The 19220-nt window shown below is 52.3% G+C and carries 23 protein-coding genes; 14 read left to right on the top strand and 9 right to left on the bottom strand.

All coding sequences use genetic code 11. The annotated features are described in order from the left end of the window. Positions 1-7 precede the first annotated feature (7 nt). The 10 genes from rpsI to HV832_RS06550 all read left to right on the top strand — a co-directional run bounded on the left by rpsI (position 8) and on the right by HV832_RS06550 (position 8214). Positions 8-400, top strand: coding sequence for a 30S ribosomal protein S9 (gene rpsI / locus HV832_RS06595; protein ID WP_176802760.1), 393 nt, complete (start codon positions 8-10; stop codon positions 398-400). 142 nt (positions 401-542) lie between these two features. Further along, positions 543-1580: an N-acetyl-gamma-glutamyl-phosphate reductase gene (gene argC, locus HV832_RS06590; RefSeq protein ID WP_176802759.1), complete on the top strand. Its 1038-nt coding sequence runs from the start codon at positions 543-545 to the stop codon at positions 1578-1580. Between the two features lie 6 nt (positions 1581-1586). Then, entirely contained in the window at positions 1587-2312 is a 726-nt protein-coding gene (locus HV832_RS06585) for a DUF6776 family protein (RefSeq protein ID WP_176802758.1), read from the top strand. A gap of 70 nt (positions 2313-2382) precedes the next feature. Continuing rightward, positions 2383-2775, top strand: a complete 393-nt coding sequence (locus tag HV832_RS06580) for a bactofilin family protein (RefSeq protein WP_176802757.1) — start codon at positions 2383-2385, stop codon at positions 2773-2775. 51 nt (positions 2776-2826) lie between these two features. Then, a complete protein-coding gene (erpA, locus tag HV832_RS06575) occupies positions 2827-3177 on the top strand; it encodes an iron-sulfur cluster insertion protein ErpA (RefSeq protein ID WP_176802756.1) in 351 nt (116 codons plus the stop codon). Positions 3178-3314: 137 nt separating this feature from the next. Further along, entirely contained in the window at positions 3315-4802 is a 1488-nt protein-coding gene (locus HV832_RS06570) for an FAD-linked oxidase C-terminal domain-containing protein (protein WP_176802755.1), read from the top strand. Between the two features lie 30 nt (positions 4803-4832). Beyond that, entirely contained in the window at positions 4833-5897 is a 1065-nt protein-coding gene (glcE, locus tag HV832_RS06565; protein ID WP_176802754.1) for a glycolate oxidase subunit GlcE, read from the top strand. Positions 5898-5903: 6 nt separating this feature from the next. Beyond that, positions 5904-7127 (top strand): glycolate oxidase subunit GlcF, encoded by a 1224-nt coding sequence (gene glcF / locus HV832_RS06560; RefSeq protein WP_176802753.1) that lies wholly within the window; start codon positions 5904-5906, stop codon positions 7125-7127. A 32-nt stretch (positions 7128-7159) separates the two neighbouring features. Next, a complete protein-coding gene (locus tag HV832_RS06555; RefSeq protein ID WP_176802752.1) occupies positions 7160-7492 on the top strand; it encodes a CidA/LrgA family protein in 333 nt (110 codons plus the stop codon). Continuing rightward, positions 7489-8214: an LrgB family protein gene (locus HV832_RS06550; RefSeq protein WP_176802751.1), complete on the top strand. Its 726-nt coding sequence runs from the start codon at positions 7489-7491 to the stop codon at positions 8212-8214. The genes HV832_RS06555 and HV832_RS06550 overlap by 4 nt, the downstream gene beginning before the upstream one ends. A 5-nt stretch (positions 8215-8219) precedes the next feature. On the opposite strand, the gene HV832_RS06545 is transcribed toward HV832_RS06550, so the two are convergent. From HV832_RS06545 to HV832_RS06535, 3 genes are read right to left on the bottom strand one after another with little or no spacing between them, the layout of a single operon-like run. Beyond that, a complete protein-coding gene (locus tag HV832_RS06545) occupies positions 8220-8708 on the bottom strand; it encodes a glutathione peroxidase (RefSeq protein ID WP_280525081.1) in 489 nt (162 codons plus the stop codon). Continuing rightward, on the bottom strand, positions 8705-9841 hold the full coding sequence (locus tag HV832_RS06540; protein ID WP_176802750.1) for a PilT/PilU family type 4a pilus ATPase: 1137 nt from the start codon (positions 9839-9841) through the stop codon (positions 8705-8707). Before HV832_RS06540 ends, HV832_RS06545 begins: the two co-directional genes overlap by 4 nt. A 25-nt stretch (positions 9842-9866) precedes the next feature. Further along, positions 9867-10910: a type IV pilus twitching motility protein PilT gene (locus HV832_RS06535; protein ID WP_176802749.1), complete on the bottom strand. Its 1044-nt coding sequence runs from the start codon at positions 10908-10910 to the stop codon at positions 9867-9869. A gap of 108 nt (positions 10911-11018) precedes the next feature. Between HV832_RS06535 and HV832_RS06530 the strand changes: the two genes are divergently transcribed. The 3 genes from HV832_RS06530 to HV832_RS06520 all read left to right on the top strand — a co-directional run bounded on the left by HV832_RS06530 (position 11019) and on the right by HV832_RS06520 (position 14689). Then, complete coding sequence (locus HV832_RS06530) at positions 11019-11723, top strand: YggS family pyridoxal phosphate-dependent enzyme (RefSeq protein WP_176802748.1); 705 nt, start codon at positions 11019-11021, stop codon at positions 11721-11723. Then, a complete protein-coding gene (proC, locus tag HV832_RS06525) occupies positions 11713-12540 on the top strand; it encodes a pyrroline-5-carboxylate reductase (RefSeq protein WP_176802747.1) in 828 nt (275 codons plus the stop codon). The genes HV832_RS06530 and proC overlap by 11 nt, the downstream gene beginning before the upstream one ends. Positions 12541-12880: 340 nt before the next feature. Next, entirely contained in the window at positions 12881-14689 is a 1809-nt protein-coding gene (locus HV832_RS06520) for an ArnT family glycosyltransferase (protein WP_176802746.1), read from the top strand. A 55-nt stretch (positions 14690-14744) separates the two neighbouring features. On the opposite strand, the gene HV832_RS06515 is transcribed toward HV832_RS06520, so the two are convergent. The 5 genes from HV832_RS06515 to HV832_RS06495 form a co-directional block, all read right to left on the bottom strand. Next, positions 14745-15062, bottom strand: a complete 318-nt coding sequence (locus HV832_RS06515) for a YqjK family protein (protein WP_176802745.1) — start codon at positions 15060-15062, stop codon at positions 14745-14747. Between the two features lie 2 nt (positions 15063-15064). Then, on the bottom strand, positions 15065-15475 hold the full coding sequence (locus tag HV832_RS06510; RefSeq protein ID WP_176802744.1) for a phage holin family protein: 411 nt from the start codon (positions 15473-15475) through the stop codon (positions 15065-15067). Between the two features lie 3 nt (positions 15476-15478). Continuing rightward, positions 15479-15790, bottom strand: a complete 312-nt coding sequence (locus HV832_RS06505) for an ElaB/YgaM/YqjD family protein (RefSeq protein ID WP_176802743.1) — start codon at positions 15788-15790, stop codon at positions 15479-15481. Positions 15791-15903: 113 nt separating this feature from the next. After that, entirely contained in the window at positions 15904-16770 is an 867-nt protein-coding gene (gene ubiA, locus HV832_RS06500; RefSeq protein ID WP_176802742.1) for a 4-hydroxybenzoate octaprenyltransferase, read from the bottom strand. A gap of 72 nt (positions 16771-16842) precedes the next feature. Further along, positions 16843-17055 (bottom strand): hypothetical protein, encoded by a 213-nt coding sequence (locus HV832_RS06495; RefSeq protein WP_176802741.1) that lies wholly within the window; start codon positions 17053-17055, stop codon positions 16843-16845. Between the two features lie 225 nt (positions 17056-17280). Between HV832_RS06495 and HV832_RS06490 the strand changes: the two genes are divergently transcribed. Next, entirely contained in the window at positions 17281-18069 is a 789-nt protein-coding gene (locus HV832_RS06490) for a helix-turn-helix domain-containing protein (protein WP_176802740.1), read from the top strand. A 45-nt stretch (positions 18070-18114) separates the two neighbouring features. Here the strand turns inward: HV832_RS06490 and HV832_RS06485 are convergent, their stop codons facing one another. After that, positions 18115-19059: a hydrogen peroxide-inducible genes activator gene (locus tag HV832_RS06485; RefSeq protein WP_176802739.1), complete on the bottom strand. Its 945-nt coding sequence runs from the start codon at positions 19057-19059 to the stop codon at positions 18115-18117. Positions 19060-19220 lie beyond the last annotated feature (161 nt).

The following is a 19220-nucleotide window of genomic DNA, read 5'->3' as shown; positions in this document are numbered from 1 at the left end:
ATTAGCCATGATCGGTAATTACAACTACGGTACTGGCCGTCGCAAGAGCGCAGTTGCTCGTGTATTCCTGAAAGCTGGCAGCGGTAAGATCGTTGTCAACGGCAAACCGGCAAGCGAATATTTTTCTCGTGAAACTGGTCTGATGGTGATCCGTCAGCCTCTGGAACTGACTAATAATCTCGAAACATTCGATATTATGGTGAACGTTCACGGCGGCGGCGAATCCGGTCAATCCGGTGCAGTGCGTCACGGTATCACTCGCGCCCTGATCGACTACGATGCAACTTTGAAATCCGAATTGTCCAAAGCTGGCTTCGTTACTCGTGATGCCCGTGAAGTTGAACGTAAAAAAGTGGGTCTGCGCAAAGCACGTCGCGCAAAGCAATTCTCCAAGCGTTAATTTTTTATTGCTGGAGCAAAAAAGCCGCCTGTTCAGGCGGCTTTTTTTATTTCCTGCTACCGTGTAACGAGTTTTATCTGGATCATTCAGATCAGGAAGTCTGCTGTTAGAATAACGTAAAAATTTCTTGCAAGGAAAGTAAATGATTAAAGTTGGCATTGTTGGTGGCACAGGTTATACAGGCGTGGAGCTGCTGCGTATTCTGGCGACCCATCCTGATGCGCAATTAACGGCGATTACATCCCGTAAAGAAGATGGTTTGCCGGTTGCGGACATGTATCCATCTTTGCGCGGACGCGTGCAGATCGCGTTTTCTTCACCGGATAAAGCAAATCTGGCGCAGTGTGATGTCGTGTTTTTTGCGACGCCGCATGGTGTGGCGATGGCGCAGGCGCAGGAGTTGCTCGCTGCCGGAGTGAAGGTGATTGATCTGGCGGCAGATTTCCGGATGAAGGATGTTACGCAGTTTGAGAAGTGGTACGGTATTCCGCATACGTGCAAAGATGTACTGTCAGAAGCGGTGTATGGTTTACCTGAACTCAACCGCGACGCTATCCGGTCTGCCCGTGTGATTGGCAATCCGGGATGTTACCCGACGACCATGCAATTAGGATTTGCCCCTTTGCTTCGGGCGAAGGTGATTGATGCCGGTAGCCTGATTGCGGATTGCAAATCCGGTGTCTCCGGGGCTGGACGCAAGGCAGAAATCGGTATTTTGTTCTCGGAAACCAGCGATTCTTTTAAAGCTTATGGTGTTTCCGGGCATCGTCATACCCCGGAAACCATTGAGCAGTTGCAGCAGATGACCGATCAGCCTGTAGGCTTGTTGTTCACCCCGCATCTGGTTCCGATGATCCGTGGTATGCATTCCACGCTGTATGCCCGTCTGACGGCGGATGTCGGCAATGAGCAATTGCAGGCATTATTTGAGCAGGCCTACCGGAATGAACCATTCGTTGATGTCATGCCATTTGGCAGCCATCCTGAAACGCGCTCGACCCGTGGTTCAAATATGCTGCGTATTGCTCTGCACCGGCCAAACAACGGTCATACCGTAATTGTACTGGTGGTGCAGGATAATCTGGTGAAAGGTGCATCAGGACAGGCTGTGCAGTGTATGAATCTGATGTTTGGCCTGCCGGAAACGACCGGCTTGATGCACGTACCTGTACTACCCTGATCACGTATGTCAAAAAGAAAAATCTGGCAGCGGCGTCACCTGGCGTCAAAAATGACCATTACGCATCAGCAGCCCTGGCCGATGAAGCTTGCCATGTCTTTGCTACTGATTGCGCTGATCGGCGCTGTGGCATGGTGGACTTATGATCTGGGGCGGAATTTTGCATTTGGCCCTCAATTCAATCAGGACCAGGTGCAGTCCTTGCGCCAGAAACTTGAGTTGCTGACTGCCGAGCGCGATCAGCTCAGGCTGGAGGCAAACACGATTGACAGCAAGATAAATATCGACAGGTCCATGCAGAAAGAGTTAACCGAACAGGTGAAAACCCTGACTGCGGAAAACCAGAAGCTGAAAGATGATCTGGCTTTTTTTGAAGGGCTGATGCCTTCTGCAACCGGGACGGATGGCGTTGCCCTGCAAAATCTGAAGGTCGAAGTTGTGTCCTCAACCCAGATTCGTTACCGTGCGCTCGTCATGCAAGGGGTGAAAAACGGTAAGGATTTTTCTGGCGAACTGCAGTTTTCTCTGGGCTTGGTGCAAGCCGGTAAACCTGTTACGATGCTGTTCCCCGATCCGAAAACCGGGGATGCCGGAAAATTGAAATTATCATTCAGGCATTATCAAAGGGTGGAAGGCCTGATTACCCTTCCGGATGGCACGGCGGTGAAGTCTGTTCTGGCAAAAGTGCTGGATAAAGGCCAGATACGTGCCCAGCAAACGGTCAATTTATAACCTGCATCAGAATCTGTCCCAATTTTCCGGAGCGTCTGGATCTGATGTAGGCCCCGCACAGGAGATTCGCATGTTTAGCCGCAAAGTGAAAAATACGATAGACAGCCTGATTGGTTCTGCCACCAAGATTGAGGGTGACCTGCATTTCAAGGGCGGACTCCGGATTGACGGACATATCTGTGGCAATGTTATTGCCGATACCGAGTCATCCAGCATGCTTATCATTTCCGAGCAGGCAATTATTGATGGTGAAGTACGTGCTGCGCATGTGGTGGTCAACGGCGTCATCAACGGGCCGGTTATCTCTACAGAATTGCTTGAATTGCAACCAAAGGCCAGGATTTCAGGCGATGTTCATTACAAGACGCTGGAAATGCTGAGTGGCGCGCTGGTCTCAGGCAAGCTAACACATGATGCAGAACAAGAGCATGCAGTGTTGAAGCTCGCTGCATCCAATGCATAGTTCAGCGCACAGGACTATAATGTCAGGTATCACCGATTGAAGGAGCAAAAAATGAATGCCGTTGCAGAAATGCCCGCACCGATTAATTTTACTGACAGCGCTGCCGCAAAGGTTGCCCAGCTAATCGAGGAAGAAGGTAATCCTGAACTGAAACTGCGCGTTTTCGTGCAGGGTGGCGGATGTTCCGGCTTCCAGTATGGTTTCACTTTTGATGAAATCACGAACGAAGACGATACTACGATGACCAAGAACGGCGTGCAATTGCTGATTGACTCCATGAGCTATCAGTATCTGGTAGGCGCCGAGATCGATTACAAAGATGATCTAGAAGGCGCGCAGTTTGTGATTAAAAATCCGAATGCCAGCACGACTTGTGGCTGCGGTTCATCTTTCTCGGTTTAATCACTGGAATGAGAACAAAAGGACGCTGCGGCGTCCTTTTTTTTTTCCTGAAAACTATTCAGTGAATCATCTTCAAACTATTCATCCATAATTGCTGACAGCCGATTACACTGGTAAAAAAATAATGAGGTGAAGGTATGGAGCAAAGTAATTCTGTGCAGATTGACCGGAGCAGGCAAAGTACACTGGCTGAAGCATTGCGGCAAGTCATGCCGGCACATTGCGTGCTGGCGCAGGAGGAGGATACCCGGCCCTATGAATGCGATGGGTTGGCGGCATACCGGCAATTACCGATGGTGGTTTGCCTGCCGGAAAGTGAAACGCAGATAATCGCGGTCATGGAGATTTGCCGGCGTTTGCAGATACCGATCGTTCCGCGCGGCGCAGGTACAGGGTTGTCGGGCGGTGCCATGCCGATTGCTGACGGGCTGGTGTTATCCACGGCGAAGCTGAATAAAATTATCCGGGTCGATGCCTATGCGCGGACTGCAGTTGTACAGCCAGGCGTACGCAATCTCGCTATTTCGGATGCTGCTGCGGGATTAGGACTGTATTACGCACCGGATCCGTCATCCCAGATTGCCTGTACCATCGGCGGCAATGTCGCCGAAAACTCGGGCGGGGTACATTGCCTCAAATACGGTCTGACGGTGCACAATGTGTTGCGTGCACGGGTGGTCACCATGGAAGGTGAAGTGATCGAACTCGGTGGTGATGCGCTCGATGCACCGGGACTGGATTTGCTGGCAGTGCTGATCGGCTCGGAAGGAATGCTGGGTGTAGTGACCGAAGTGACAGTCAGACTGATTCCTAAACCGCAGTTAGCGCGTGTCATTATGGCGTCCTTTGATGATGTTGTGAAAGGTGGTAACGCAGTTGCGAATGTGATTGCTGCCGGCATCATTCCTGCTGGTCTGGAAATGATGGACAAGACATCTTCCCGTATGGTTGAACCCTTTGTTCATGCCGGGTACGACGTTGATGCCGAGGCGATTCTCCTCTGCGAGTCCGACGGTACGGCAGAAGAAGTGGCCGAAGAAATTGCGCGTATGAGTGCTGTGCTGGAGCAGGCTGGTGCAACCGCCATTGCCGTGTCGCAGACCGAGGCTGAGCGTCTGCGTTTCTGGTCCGGACGTAAAAATGCATTTCCAGCCGCCGGCCGGATTTCACCGGATTACTACTGTATGGACGGCACGATTCCACGCAAGCGGCTGGCAGAAGTCCTCATCGGTATCACTAAAATGGAAGAAAAGTACGGTTTGCGCTGCGCCAATGTGTTTCATGCGGGCGACGGCAACCTGCATCCGCTGATTTTATTTGATGCCAATCAGGAAGGTGAATTTCACCGGGCAGAAGCATTTGGCGCTGAAATCCTGGAGCTGTGCGTCGCTGTCGGCGGCACCATTACCGGAGAGCATGGTGTGGGTATTGAAAAGATTAATTCCATGTGTGTGCAGTTTTCCCGCGAGGAAATGAATGCATTCTGGGATGTCAAGAAAGCGTTTGACCCATTCATGTTGCTTAATCCCGATAAGGCGATTCCAACTCTGCATCGCTGTGCCGAATACGGGCGTATGCACGTGAGCAAAGGCCGGTTGGCATTTCCTGAGTTGCCACGTTTCTGAAAAATAAAAAATAGCGGGACAGATATCACCATGAAAAGCATACTCGATGATTTCCGTAGCCGGATTCAGCAGGCTACCGAGCGGAAAACGCCGTTACAGATACGGGGAAGCGGCAGCAAACAATGGTATGGGCAATCGTTGCAAGGCGAATTGCTGGATACCCGGGCTTACAGCGGAATCATTGCCTACGAACCGACTGAGCTGGTGTTGACCGCACGGTGCGGAACACCCCTGGCCGAAATTGAAGCGACGCTGGCAGAACATCAGCAGATGCTGGCATTTGATCCGCCGCATTTTGGGCCGGATGCCACGCTGGGTGGAATGCTGGCTGCCGGATTATCCGGACCACGCAGACCTTACCTTGGGGCGTTGCGGGATTTCGTGCTGGGTGTGACGCTGATGGATGGAAAGGGGCAGATACTGGAGTTTGGCGGGCAGGTCATGAAAAATGTCGCGGGTTACGATGTATCCCGACTACTTGCAGGTTCCATGGGCAGCCTGGGACTGGTGTTGAATGTGTCTGTTAAAGTATTGCCGCGTCCATTTGCAGAAACCACATTGCTGTTCGCCATGTCTGAGGCCGATGCCATCAGAAAAATGAATGAATGGGCCGGGCAGGCGCTGCCGATCACAGGCACCTGCTGGCATGTTGGTCGCTTGATGTTGCGCCTGTCGGGGGCTGAAGCTGCGGTCCGCGCCGCCAGACAAAAGCTGGGTGGCGAAGTAATGCAGGATGCTGCTGTCAGCTGGCAGACATTGCAGGATCAGACCCATGATTTTTTCAGTCAGGACGATGCACACGGACTCTGGCGTCTGTCGGTGGCGTCGACCGCGCCGGCAATGAAGTTGAGCGGAAAAGCCCTCACAGAATGGGGTGGCGCGCAACGCTGGTTGTTCACGGATGAGAGCCCTGCCGCGATCCGTGCTGCGGCACAGGCTGCCGGCGGCCATGCCACGCTGTTTCGCGGCGGGGATAAAAGTGTTGGCGTTTTTACGCCGCTGGCGCCCGCGATTGCCGGCATTCACCAACGGCTGAAAGCAGCATTTGATCCGTCCGGGATTTTTAATCCAGGTCGCTTGTATAAGGATTTCTGATTCATCATGCAAACCAATCTCGCCGATTTTATAAAAGACAGCCGCGAAGGCAAAGAAGCTGATGACATTTTGCGCAAGTGTGTCCATTGCGGCTTTTGTACTGCAACCTGCCCGACATATCAGTTGCTGGGTGACGAGCTGGACGGACCGCGTGGCCGTATCTATCTGATCAAGCAGGTACTGGAAGGCAAACCGGCGACCCAGAAAACACAGCAGCATCTGGATCGCTGCCTGACTTGCCGTAATTGTGAATCCACCTGTCCGTCCGGTGTGCAATATGGCCGGTTGCTCGATATCGGCCGGCAGGTGGTTGAGCAGCAAGTAGGGCGGTCACCGGTGCAGCAGATGTTAAGAACTGGTTTGAAAGAACTCCTGCCGAGACCTTGGATATTCAAACCCGCCATGCGTCTGGGACAGGCGATGCGTCCTGTGCTGCCAGCGGCATTACGCGCAAAAGTGCCGGAGAAAAAAACTACGATCGCATGGCCGCAGACAAACCATGTACGCAAAATGCTGCTCCTGGATGGCTGCGTACAGCCTGCCATGTCACCAAACATCAATAGCGCAACGGCACGGGTGCTGGATGTGCTGGGCGTGCAGCTGATCGTGGCTCCCAAAGCAGGGTGCTGCGGTGCGATCCGGTTTCACCTGAATGAGCAGGACGCTGCTCTGGACGACATGCGGCGTAATATCGACGCCTGGTGGCCGTTCATTGAAGCCGGTGCCGAAGCGATTGTTATGACAGCATCCGGTTGCGGAGTAACCGTCAAGGACTACGGACATTTGCTGGCGCACGATACTGTCTATGCAGAAAAAGCCCGTCAGGTTTCCGCATTGACTAAAGATCTGAGCGAAATCCTACCGGAATTTGAGTCACAGATTGCTGTCAGAATGCAGGGGAAAATCACTCAACGCATTACCTGGCACCCGCCCTGCACGCTGCAGCACGGGCAGCAGATTCGTGGCAAAGTCGAAGCTATCTTGCGTGCTGCCGGGGTGGATGTGCAATTGTGTGCCGACAGCCATTTGTGCTGCGGTTCCGCCGGTACTTATTCGGTATTGCAACCGGACTTATCTTACCGTTTGCGGGACAATAAACTGGAAAAACTGCTGGCAACCACACCAGATGCGATCGTTTCAGCCAATATCGGTTGCATCACGCATTTGCAGTCAGGTACCGGCAAACCCGTTCTGCACTGGATAGAATTGCTGGAACAGGCCCTGCATTAAGCGATTAGTGCTGATTCTGAAAAGAGGCGGACATGCTGCGGACGTTTTCGATACTACTGATTTTCCAGTCGTTCGGTGAAGGGATCGTGCATTTGTTCGATTGGCCGGTTCCGGGGCCGGTCATCGGTATGCTGATGCTGTTTTTGTACCTGCTGGCACGGAAAGGCATGGCAGAAAAATTGTTGCCGGATGTTCAGGTCTTGCTCAGGCATCTATCCTTGCTGTTTATCCCTGCCGGTGTCGGAATCATGGTGCATGGGCAACGTGTGCTGAATGAATGGCTGCCGTTACTGTTGGCTTTGCTGGTCAGCACGGCGTTATCGATTGTCGTCACTGCCTTGTGTGCAAAGTATATGCAAAAATGAGTAACCGCTTCAGTGAAATCTGGGTTTATCTGGCGACTTCACCCTTACTAGGACTGACGGCTACCTTGCTGGTATATCAGCTTGCGTATGCGATGTATGTCCGATGCCGGTTCAGTCCACTGGCAAATCCTGTTGCGATTGCTGTGGCATTGCTGGTCCTGATTCTGACACTGACGAATACTTCTTACAGTACGTATTTTTCGGGTGCCCAGTTCGTGCACTTCCTGCTGGGACCAGCGACGGTGGCGCTGGCTGTTCCGCTCTATCAGCAAATCAATCAGCTGCGCCGGCACTGGCTGGCATTCTTAACGGCATCGGTTCTCGGCAGTGCGGTTGCCATCGTGACGGCAATGGGGATTGCGCATATCACTGGCGCATCCCGGATTACCGTGCTGTCGCTGGCATCAAAGTCAGTCACGATGGCGATCGCCATGGGCATCACGGAAAAGGTCGGTGGCCTGCCCTCCCTGACGGCTGCTTTGGTAATGTTGACGGGAATCACCGCGGCGATGATGGCTTCCGCCATTCTGAACTTGCTGCGGATCAGGGATGACAGCATCCGTGGCTTTGCACTGGGTGTCAGTGGACACGGTATTGGTACTGCGCGGGCATTTCAGATGAGTGAGCAGGCTGGTGCGTTTGCCGGTCTGGCAATGGGATTATCCGGGTTACTGACGGCAATCCTGCTGCCGCTGGCATTACGCGTTCTGGGAATGATCTGATCCCTTCAGGTCGATGCCAGCAAGGCTCGGATATCATCAGTGATTTCTGCCGGCGTGGTTTGCGGAGCATAACGCTTAAAGACCTGACCATTTTTCCCGATCAGGAATTTGGTGAAATTCCATTTGATTGCCTGTGTTCCCAAAATGCCTGGTGCCGCCGATTTTAAATGTTGAAATAAGGGGTGGGCATTTTTCCCGTTGACGTCGATTTTTTCAAACAAAGGAAAAGTGACGCCGTAATTCTTTTCGCAGAAGTGGCCGATCTGATCCGCATCGCCTGGTTCCTGATGACCGAACTGATTGCAAGGAAAGCCCAGCACTACGACACCCTGATCTCTGAACTGCTGGTACACCGCCTCCAGCCCTTTGTATTGCGGGGTAAAGCCGCACTGGCTGGCCGTGTTTACGATCAGCACGACCTGCCCCAGATACTGGCGCAGATCGGTTTCTTTTCCCTGCAGGTTGTTTGCCGTGTAATCCAGTGCGCTCATCATACGATCCCCAGGTGGTGTGTGCCTGCACTCAGGTCACGTTCTTTGGCTTCTTTTCCCTTGAGCATGATTGCCAGACGTAATTCATTGACGGAATCGGCATTGCGTAATGCGTCCTCGTATGAAATCTGGTCGGCCTCATGTAAGTCAAACAAAGCCTGATCAAAAGTCTGCATCCCGAGTTCGCGCGATTTTTTCATGATTTCTTTGATCTCATGCACCTGCCCCTTAAAAATCAGATCAGAAACCAAAGGCGAGTTCAGCATGATTTCGACTGCGGCAACCCGTCCCTTGCGGCCTTTGAGAGGAATCAGACGTTGAGAAATCACGGATTTCAGATTCAGCGACAGATCCATCAGAAGCTGGGCGCGGCGTTCTTCCGGGAAGAAGTTGATGATGCGGTCAAGTGCCTGGTTGGCGCTGTTGGCGTGCAGGGTGGCGAGGCAGAGATGTCCCGTTTCTGCAAACGCAACTGCAAAATCCATCGTTTCCCTGTCCCGGATTTCGCCGATCTGGATGACGTCCGGCGCTTGCCGTAAAGAGTTTTTCAGTGCGGCCCCCCAGTCTTCTGTGTCAATGCCCACCTCACGTTGAGTGACGATGCAGTTTGCGTGAGGATGTACGTATTCGATCGGATCTTCAATGGTGATGATGTGACCGTAACTGTGCTGGTTGCGGTATCCGACCATTGCCGCAAGCGTGGTGGACTTACCGGAACCGGTTGCACCCACCATGATGACCAACCCCCGTTTGGTCATGGCAATTTCTTTCAGATTTTCCGGAAGGCCAAGCTCATCAAATTTGGGAATAGCGGTCGTGATCGTCCGCAGCACCATCCCGACCCGGCCCTGCTGCATAAACGCGGAAACACGGAAACGCCCCATGCCTGCCGGATTGATCGCGAAATTACATTCTTTGGATGATTCAAATTCGGCGGCCTGCTTATCGTTCATGATAGCGCGCGCAAGGTCGACAGTATGCGCCGGCGTCAGCGGCTGGTTGGAAACCGGAGTTACCCTGCCGTCAATTTTGAACGCAGGAGGAAAGTCTGCGGTAATGAATAAATCGGATCCATTTTTGCTGAGCATTAACCTCAGCAGGTCATGCATGAATTTCGTGGCCTGATCGCGTTCCATGTCGGGATGCTCCTATCGTTTCAGATTAGCCTGGGAAGTTTTCAGGGATTTTGGCGGCAGCCCGTGCTGTTCCCACCGAAATGACATTGCGCCTGACCAGATCGGTCAGATTCTGATCCAGTGTTTGCATGCCGAGATTGTTGCCGGTCTGGATGGCTGAGTACATCTGGGCGACTTTGGCTTCACGAATCAGGTTTCTGATCGCGGGCGAGCCAATCATGATTTCATGTGCTGCAACTCGTCCGGAGCCGTCCTTGGTTTTCAGCAGGGTTTGTGAAATCACCGCCTGTAAGGATTCCGACAGCATGGAGCGCACCATTTCCTTTTCTTCCGCCGGAAATACGTCGACGATACGGTCAATAGTTTTTGCGGCTGACGAGGTATGCAGGGTGCCGAACACCAGATGGCCGGTTTCTGCAGCAGTCAGCGCCAGACGGATGGTTTCCAGATCGCGTAATTCACCGACCAGAATCGCATCCGGATCTTCACGTAGCGCAGAGCGCAGCGCATTGTTGAAGGACATGGTATGCGGTCCGACTTCACGCTGATTGATCAGACATTTTTTGGATTCATGCACGAATTCAATCGGGTCCTCAACGGTCAGGATGTGGCCGTATTCGTTTTCATTGAGATGATTCACCATTCCCGCCAGGGTGGTGGATTTACCGGAGCCTGTCGGGCCCGTTACCAGTACCAGACCGCGCGGCTTTAACGCGAGATCGGCAAAAATCCGCGGTGCGTTTAGCTGTTCCAGCGTCAGGATTTTAGAGGGAATGGTACGCATGACTGCCGCTGGTCCCCGTTCCTGGTTGAAAGCGTTGACACGGAAACGCGCCAGGCCGGGAATCGAAAAGGAAAAATCACACTCCAGCGTTTCTTCGTAAATCTTGCGCTGGGAATCGTTCATGATGTCGTAAATCAGTTCATGCACGTCTTTGTGTTCCAGCGGCGGCAGATTGATGCGCCGTACATCGCCATGTACACGTATCATGGGCGGCAGGCCGGAAGAAAGATGTAAGTCGGAAGCGTTATTCTTGACCGAGAACGCAAGCAGCTCAGAGATGTCCATTTATAATTCCACTATTATTGCGCCATCCTTGGATGGCAGGCATGACACAGGGGGCTGCGGATTGGTACAGCCCGGATTGAGTGAAGTTTCATAAAAAATTGTTCGATTATGTCCTTAATTTCTGACAACTTGCAAGCCGTATTGTCTGATATCAGGCGCACCGAGTTGCAATATGGGCGACCTGCTTCCAGTGTCCGTTTGCTGGCGGTTTCCAAGACTTTCGGAACCGATGCCATTATCGAGGCGGCGCGCTGTGGGCAGCGTGCATTTGGCGAAAATTATCTGCAGGAGGCGCTCGACAAGATTGCATTCCTGAAACAAAGTGTGCCTGAATTTACACTGGAATGGCATTTCATCGGACCGATACAAAGTAACAAAACGAAACCGATTGCGGAGCATTTTGACTGGGTGCATTCCGTCGACCGGGAGAAGATTGCGCATCGCTTGTCTGAGCAGCGTCCCCCGGATTATCCGGATCTGAATATCTGTCTGCAGGTGAATATCAGCGGCGAAGACAGCAAAAGCGGCGTCTCGCCTGATGATGTACTGGTATTGGCAGAACGGATCAGCGGATTACCGAAAATCCGGTTGCGTGGCCTGATGGCCGTGCCTGCGCCAGTAACGGATTTTGTGGCGCAACGTGAGGCCTTTCAGCGGCTGCATGCCTTGCAGAATCAGTTGATTGCGCGAGGTATTTCTCTTGATACATTGTCGATGGGGATGAGCAGTGACATACATGCCGCAATCGCGGAAGGCAGTACGATGGTCAGAATCGGAACAGGAATTTTTGGGAGCAGGAATTATGCAAAATAAATTAAAAATTGCCTTTGTTGGCGGCGGCAATATGGCTGGTGCATTGATTGGCGGTTTATTGCCCGATTTCACACTGCCTGGCTGCATTCATGTCGTGGATGTTAATCAGACCTCCTTGAATCGCCTGGAAACAGAATTTGGCGTGACCACGGCTTTGGCGATTGATGCGCGCCTGCAGGATGCCGATGTGATTATTCTTGCCGTCAAGCCGCAGCAGTTAAGAGATGTGGTCGGGGAACTGGCGCCGTATGTGCGGCAACAGCTGTTGATAACGATTGCTGCAGGTATTCGTGCCAGCGATATTTCCCGCTGGCTGAATGCTTACGGCAAGATTGTGCGGGCGATGCCGAATACACCTGCCCTGGTTGGTAAAGGCATCACCGGGATGTTTGCCTTACCTGGCGTCAGCGTACACGAACAGCAGATTGCTGACGATATCCTGCGTTCAGTCGGGCTGACATCCTGGATGGAACGGGAACAGCAGATCGATGCCGTTACCGCTATTTCCGGCAGCGGTCCCGCCTATGTATTTTATTTTATCGAAGCTCTGCAACAGGCAGCGCAGCAGCTGGGATTGAGTGCTGAACAAGGCAATCAGTTTGCTATCGCCACCTTTGAGGGGGCTGCTCAGCTGGCGATGCACTCCAGTGAGTCAGTCAGCATTCTGCGTGAGCGGGTGACCTCAAAAGGCGGAACCACATATGCTGCCTTGTCCAGCATGGAGGCTGCCGGGGTCGGACAGTCCATCGTGACGGCCGTCAAGGTTGCTGCTGCAAGAGCAGCAGAACTGGGTGATGAGTTTGGTCAGCAAGCATAGTCATAAAAGTGTATGACATTGACTAAAAATTGCTCAATTGCAATTTAGAAGATGAAAAATCAGAATGTTGTGCATTTTTATGATGATTTATTCTGAAAATGTTTTTTCGCAAATGCAAAATTGCGTGTCATATAGCTTTTCGAATAGAAATTTTACAAAAAAAACTCGTACTTGAGATACAATATGTTACCTTCCGGTGTTAGTTTTTTTTGTTTTTCTGCTAACTTCAGCAGTCCGGATTTATGTGCTTTGTATCGTTTATCGCGAAAATTTTCGCGTCTCCTGATAGTTCGATGAATCATTGCACATCTCTTTAATGTATTTCCCTTGATGTGCTTACATGATTTTCCTTGACTGGTTTCGTACCTTCTTTTCTGTTCGTCTTCGCCTCATCGGTGATGGAACGACCTCTGTTACCTTGTGTGAAGCAGGTAATGAGTCTGTTGTTTCCTGCCTTATTGAATGGGTATCACAACGCCTGAATGCGGCATTGTTTGCATTGCTGATCTTGATTTCCATTTACCTGCTTCCTGGTCTGATCGGACATGATCCCTGGAAGCAGGATGAAACCTATATCTTCGGTATTATCCATCACATGCTGGAAAGTGGTGACTGGATTGTGCCAATGATGGCTGGTGAGCCATTTATGGAAAAACCGCCTTTGTATTACTGGCTGGCTACAGTTCTTGCAAATACGCTTTCTCCCTGGTTGGCGTTGCATGACGGTGCGCGGCTGGCAACCGGCGTTTTTATGATCATTACCTGTATCGCTACCGGTTGGGCTGCCCGCACTTGGTGGGGGAAGGGTTATGGACGTTTTGCGATTATGTCTCTGCTGGCCTGCCTGGGACTGCTTTTACATTCTCATATGATGTTGACCGATGTCCCTTTGCTGACCGGTTTTGCGGTTGCTACCGCCGGGTTTGCAGAGGTCAAAAATAATCCGCTGAGATCGGGAATATTGCTAGGTACAGGTGTCGGCATCGGGTTTATGGCAAAGGGAATACTGGCGCTGGGTGTGTTTGGTCTGACGGCTGCTTTGTTGCCGTTGCTGTTTCAATCGTGGCGTAAGAAAACGTATCTGCATGTCTTACTGCTTGCCCTGTGCTTTTCTTTGCCGTGGCTGCTGATCTGGCCGCTGGCTTTGCTGGGACGCTCCCCGGCTTTGTTCATGGACTGGTTCTGGCTGAATAACATTGGCAGATTTTTTGGTTTTTCTGTGGCGCAGCTGGGTGCGCCACATACAGATGGATTCTGGATTACCACTTTGCCCTGGTTTACTTTCCCGGCCTTGCCGCTGGCGGCGTTGACGCTCTGGCGAGAGCGTGCCACGTGGCGGAGTTCTGCTGTGTTGCAGGTCTGTGTGCTGGTATTTTCGATTATGTTGCTGGTGTTATGGCGTGCCGCTTCCGCAAGAGACAATTACGCATTGCCGCTGTTATTGCCGCTGGCCATTCTGGCTGCGCCTGCGGCTCGTCATTTATCGTTCAGGGTGGATCGCTTTTTCGACTGGACTTCCCGTCTGATTTTTGGTACGACAGCTCTGTTCATCTGGACGCTCTGGGCAGCCATGATCTGGGAAGGAGGGCCGCCACGCTGGATGTTTATCCTCAAATACTTGCCGGATACATTCACACCGGATTTCAGGTGGGTGGAGGTGATGTTTGCTTCCGGAATCACTGTCGTCGCGATGATGTATATCGGCAGGCTTAAGGACGTGCGTGGCCGTGGTCTGATCAGCTGGGTGTCGGGCGTCAGCCTGAGCTGGATGCTGATGAGCAGCCTGTTGTTGCCATGGGTGGATTATGCAAAAAGCTACCGCAGCGTTTTTTATTCGATGGAAACAGCGTTGCCGCATCATTTTGACTGCATGGCGAGTAAAGATCTGGGCGAATCAGAACGTGCCATGTTGCGCTATTTTGCCGGCATCACTACCTATCGTCAGGAGAAGCAGCCAGATATGCAATGCGATCTGTTGCTGGTGAATGGCTTTCAAAATCATTTGCCGGAACATCTGAACAGTCATCAGTGGCATCTGGTCTGGGAAGGTGCGCGTCCGGGAGATCAGCGTGAGCGTTTATGGCTGTTTGCCGCCAAAAAAACGGGTGGGCAACTGGCTTTGGGGCAACAGCCTCGGCACATGCGTTAACTACTGTTAATGATCTGTTGATTGTCTAGTAATGCGCCGTCGTCCTTGTGTAATTTCAGGACTGCGACTGATCCTGCTTCAGCAAAGGCGCCATCTGCCGCCAGATTTTCCAAAGCCGGAAAGATGTGCCGAACCAGTTCAGCAAGCGTGCCGGCTTAACGGCTACGACGCCGGCTGCGACTGCAATACCGGCAAGCGGTTTGTGTCTTACCAGCCGGATTAATTGCTGTCCGGCCTGGAAACTCCATTCGGCAAATGCAATCTGTTCCCCGACATGTTGAGTCTGCAGAGACAGCAACTGGCGTTGTGCCTGAATTTTCAGTAACAGGGTTTTGCGGCGCAAGGCCAGCCGGTTTGCGTAATCAGAAGCCATATTCATTGTGCTGACGATGTTTCCGGTGCGCCGGAAGCTACGGCTGCGCTGTCATGCCTGCGCAGCGCCAGGCTGTCTTTTTCGAGTTCCTGCAGGCTGTGTGACAGCAAACCGGGTTTTTGGCTGAACTGTTTGCGCACCCACCAGGCGATGCTGGCAGCGAAGATGCCAAACAAAGCGATCAGAACCGAGATCAGCGTTAAACGATAGCTGTCCCAGAAGACTGCGATCAGGAACACCACCAGCAACACAACGGCGCAGCAGGCGCAAAACAGTGCGGTCAACGACCAGAGCAATAATGAGGAAAAACGGTGCAATTCTTCCTCAATTTCAACCGCAGCCAGCTCCAGACGGGTATGCACAATACCCGCAACTGTCGCACTGAGATGCCTGATTGAGTCCAGTATGGCCATGAATTATTTGCTGCGGCCGATCAACAAACCGAGCAGCAGACCAACACCGGCAGCGATACCGGCGGATTGCCAAGGGTTTTCTTTGACATAGACATCCGTCGCTTTGGCAGCTTCCTTGGTTCTGGTCACAACCACGTCTTCGATGCGTTCTACTTCTGCTTTGGCATTTTTCAATGTGTGCTCAAAGCGTGCCTTGGCGGATTTGAAGCCTTCGCCCGACTGCTGCTCAGTGTTTTTAAGCAACTCTTCGGCATCACGGATAACCTGATTCAAATCGTGCATCAACTGATCTTTATGCTGTTCTACGGAGCTCATGGCAGATCCTTTATGAAAAGTAATTGGAGAATTCTTATCTGTAGTCTAGGTAAGCCAAAACCAGGCCTCTTGTTGCAGATCAAATAAATGCAGTGTTGATATTGTTGTATGAATCAATGTAATACATAGTCCAGTGCAACGCCAGCAAAGATTGCGGCTCCCAGCCAGTTATTGTGACGGAAGGCAGCAAAACAGCGCATGCGGTCCCGCTCCCGGATCAGGCGATAGTGATACAGCGCGCAAAGTACGGCAACGCCCATGCCAGCGAGGAACCAGAAGCGCAATCCTTGTTGCCAGCCGATCAGCGTGATCAGCGCAAAGCTGGTGGCATAACAGATCATGATGGCGGCAACGTCAAAGCGGCCAAAAGTAATGGCAGACGTCTTGATGCCGATTTTCAGGTCATCGTCGCGGTCAACCATCGCATATTCGGTATCGTAAGCGACCGTCCAGAAGATGTTGGCCAGCAGCAGACCCCATGCAATCAGCGGCACATGGTTTTGTACGGCGGCAAAAGCCATCGGGATGCCGAAGCCATAGGCGATTCCGAGATAAGCCTGCGGAATGGGGAAGAAGCGTTTGAAATACGGATAACTGGCAGCGATCATGACGGCCAGCACCGATAGTTGTTTAGTCAGGGTATTCAGCGGCCAGATCAACAGGAAAGAAATCGCCGACAGCAGCAATGCAATCAGCAGCGCTTCTTTGCCGGAAATTTTGCCGCTGGTCAGCGGACGTTCTGCCGTGCGTTTCACATGACGGTCAAATTCCCGGTCGGCATAATCATTCACGGCACAACCGGCAGAACGCATCAACGTGGTGCCGAGGCAAAAAATCACTCCCAGTTTCCAGTCGGGAACGCCATGGCTGGCAATCCATAGTGCCGATAAGGTCGGCCACAACAGCAAGACGATACCGATGGGTTTATCCAGTCGGACCAGTTTCAGATACCAGTGCAGGCGGGTCAGGATGGCGTTCATGAGTGCGTGAAAAAGTCGTGATGATCCGCATTATAAAGGCGAATCTCCCGGTCACGGACGCCGGCACCAGTCTTACAGCAGCAGGGGTGAATGCGGGTGGTTCTCCGGAACAAAGCTGGTATCTGCGTTGGCGGGACTGTCTGTCGTGTCGTTGGCAAAGCTGCCGGCAGCCGGTGGTTGACAGGCGGATGTCGTGACAGTGGCTGATTGTCCGGCCAGATAGCCGGACAGGAATACGGCTGCAGTGACGCCCAGGCACAGGCTGTAGCGGAACAGGGATTTCATCGCGGATTTCCTATGATGGTTGATCAGATAATGCGGACCGGCATGGAGGAGGCATGACGGCCCGCATCGCACACAACACAGATGACTTGCGCATCAGTCATCGGGATAAGTTTCATCTGATCGGGAACTTGGTACTATAAAAATGTTCAAAGTGTCATATTTCAGAATTATTGGTATTGAAATTTACGACTATTTGCTATTTTAATATTGAGTCAGGAAGTCAAAATGAGTTCTCCCGAATTACTGATCAGTGTGCTGCGCAGCGAATTACGCGCCGCCGGTGTGACCTACAAAATGCTGGCGGAACAGATAGGCATGAGTGAATCCAGCGTCAAACGCATGTTTGGCCAGAAAGATATGAGCCTGTCCCGGCTGGCGCAGATCTGTAAAGCATCCGGCGTGGCGATGGAAGACGTGCTACGACAGGCTGCCGATGTGACGCCGCATTCGGATACGCTGACGCTGGCGCAGGAAAAATCCCTGATGGCTGAGCCGAAATTACTGCTGGTGGCAATTTGCTGTCTGGGACACTGGACGCTGGAGCAGATCGTGGAAACCTATTCGCTGAGCCAGGCAGAATGCATCTTGCATCTGATTGCACTCGATAAGCTGGAGCTGATTGAATTACGTCCGAATAACCGTTACCGCCTGAATGTATCGGCGGCGTTTCACTGGCGGCCGGATGGCCCGGTTCAGCAATATTTCCGCGAGCACGTGGTCAGCGATTATTTCAATGGCCGTTTTGATCAGGTTGGAGAAACCTTGCTGTGCGTGCCTGCGCGCGTTTCCATCCACAGCGCGCAGGAGGTCGTGCAGAAAATCCAGCAGCTGGTTGCCGAGCTGGCGCGCCTGCATCAGGACGATCGCAAATTACAACCGGAAGATCGTGACGGTTTCACTCTGCTGGTCGGGTTCCGTTCCTGGGAGTTTTCCACATTTACCGCATTGCGCAGGCCGGAAGCGAAACCGGAATTACCTGTGTTGACGCATCAGATAAGCACGAAAAAGCGCTAACTGGAATGCAGCTCCCTGCATGCGAGTTGTTTTGCAGGTCGGGATTTATTGTGCGCCAGGCGCTTCGTCCAGCATGGTGACTCCCGGCAGGTGGCAGGCCAGCACCGCTTTCCGGATCGCTTCAATCGCCGCCTGGCGGGTGAAGCTCTTGCGCCATGCAATGACGACGCGCCGTTCCGGTGCCGGCGATTCAAACGGCACGTAACGCAGCATGCCATCCTGCGCATGCATATCCGGTATGGAGGCGACCGGCAGCACAGTCAGACCAATACCGGAGGCGACCATATGACGTATGGTTTCCAGTGAAGATCCTTCAAATGTACGGGCAATGCCATCGCCGGATGTTGAAAAGCGTGCCATTTCCGGACAGACTTCCAGCACCTGATCGCGGAAGCAGTGTCCGTTACCAAGTAAGAGCATGGTTTCCGATTTCAACTCAGCGGCGGGGATGCTGTCACGATCAGCCCACGGATGTTGCCGCGGCATGGCGACGACAAAGGGTTCGTCATAAAGCGGTTGCACCATCATCCCCTGATCAGGCAGGGGCAGCGCCATGATTGCAGCATCCAATTCACCCTGGCGCAACAGCTCAATCAGCTTGACCGTGAAATTTTCCTGCAACACCAATGGCATTTGCGGCACCTGCTGAATCATGGTCTTGACCAGTACCGGCAGCAGATAAGGGCCGATCGTATAGATCACACCGAGGCGGAAAGAGCCGGCCAGCGGATCTTTATTCTGCTTGGCAATTTCCTTGATGGCAGCGGTCTGTTCCAGCACACGTTCAGCCTGAGCGACAATCTGCGCACCCAGCGGGGTGGTGGATACTTCACTGCCGCCCCGTTCAAAAATGGTGACGCCTAACTCATCTTCGAGTTTTTTAATGGCAACCGACAGCGTCGGCTGCGCGACAAAACAGGCCTCTGCGGCATGGCCGAAGTGCTTTTCGCGCGCGACGGCGACGATATATTTTAATTCGGTGAGGGTCATGCGCTTAGTGTGGCACAGACTGGCGCTGACGTCAGCAGTCTGTTTTAAAACATCCTGTCAGGATGCAGGAAAAGAGGGGAGTATATTTTCTTGACCTTGATTTTCAATAATATCAGGCTGATTTTTGCACATACTGAGAGGGAGTATAAAATTCTCCAGCT

This window comes from Cognatundibacterium oligocarboniphilum (assembly GCF_013377855.1).
GTDB classification, from domain to species: domain Bacteria; phylum Pseudomonadota; class Gammaproteobacteria; order Burkholderiales; family Burkholderiaceae_D; genus Undibacterium; species Undibacterium oligocarboniphilum.
The sequence above is the reverse complement of the archived record's forward strand: the minus strand, read 5'-3'. Positions and strand labels throughout refer to the sequence as shown.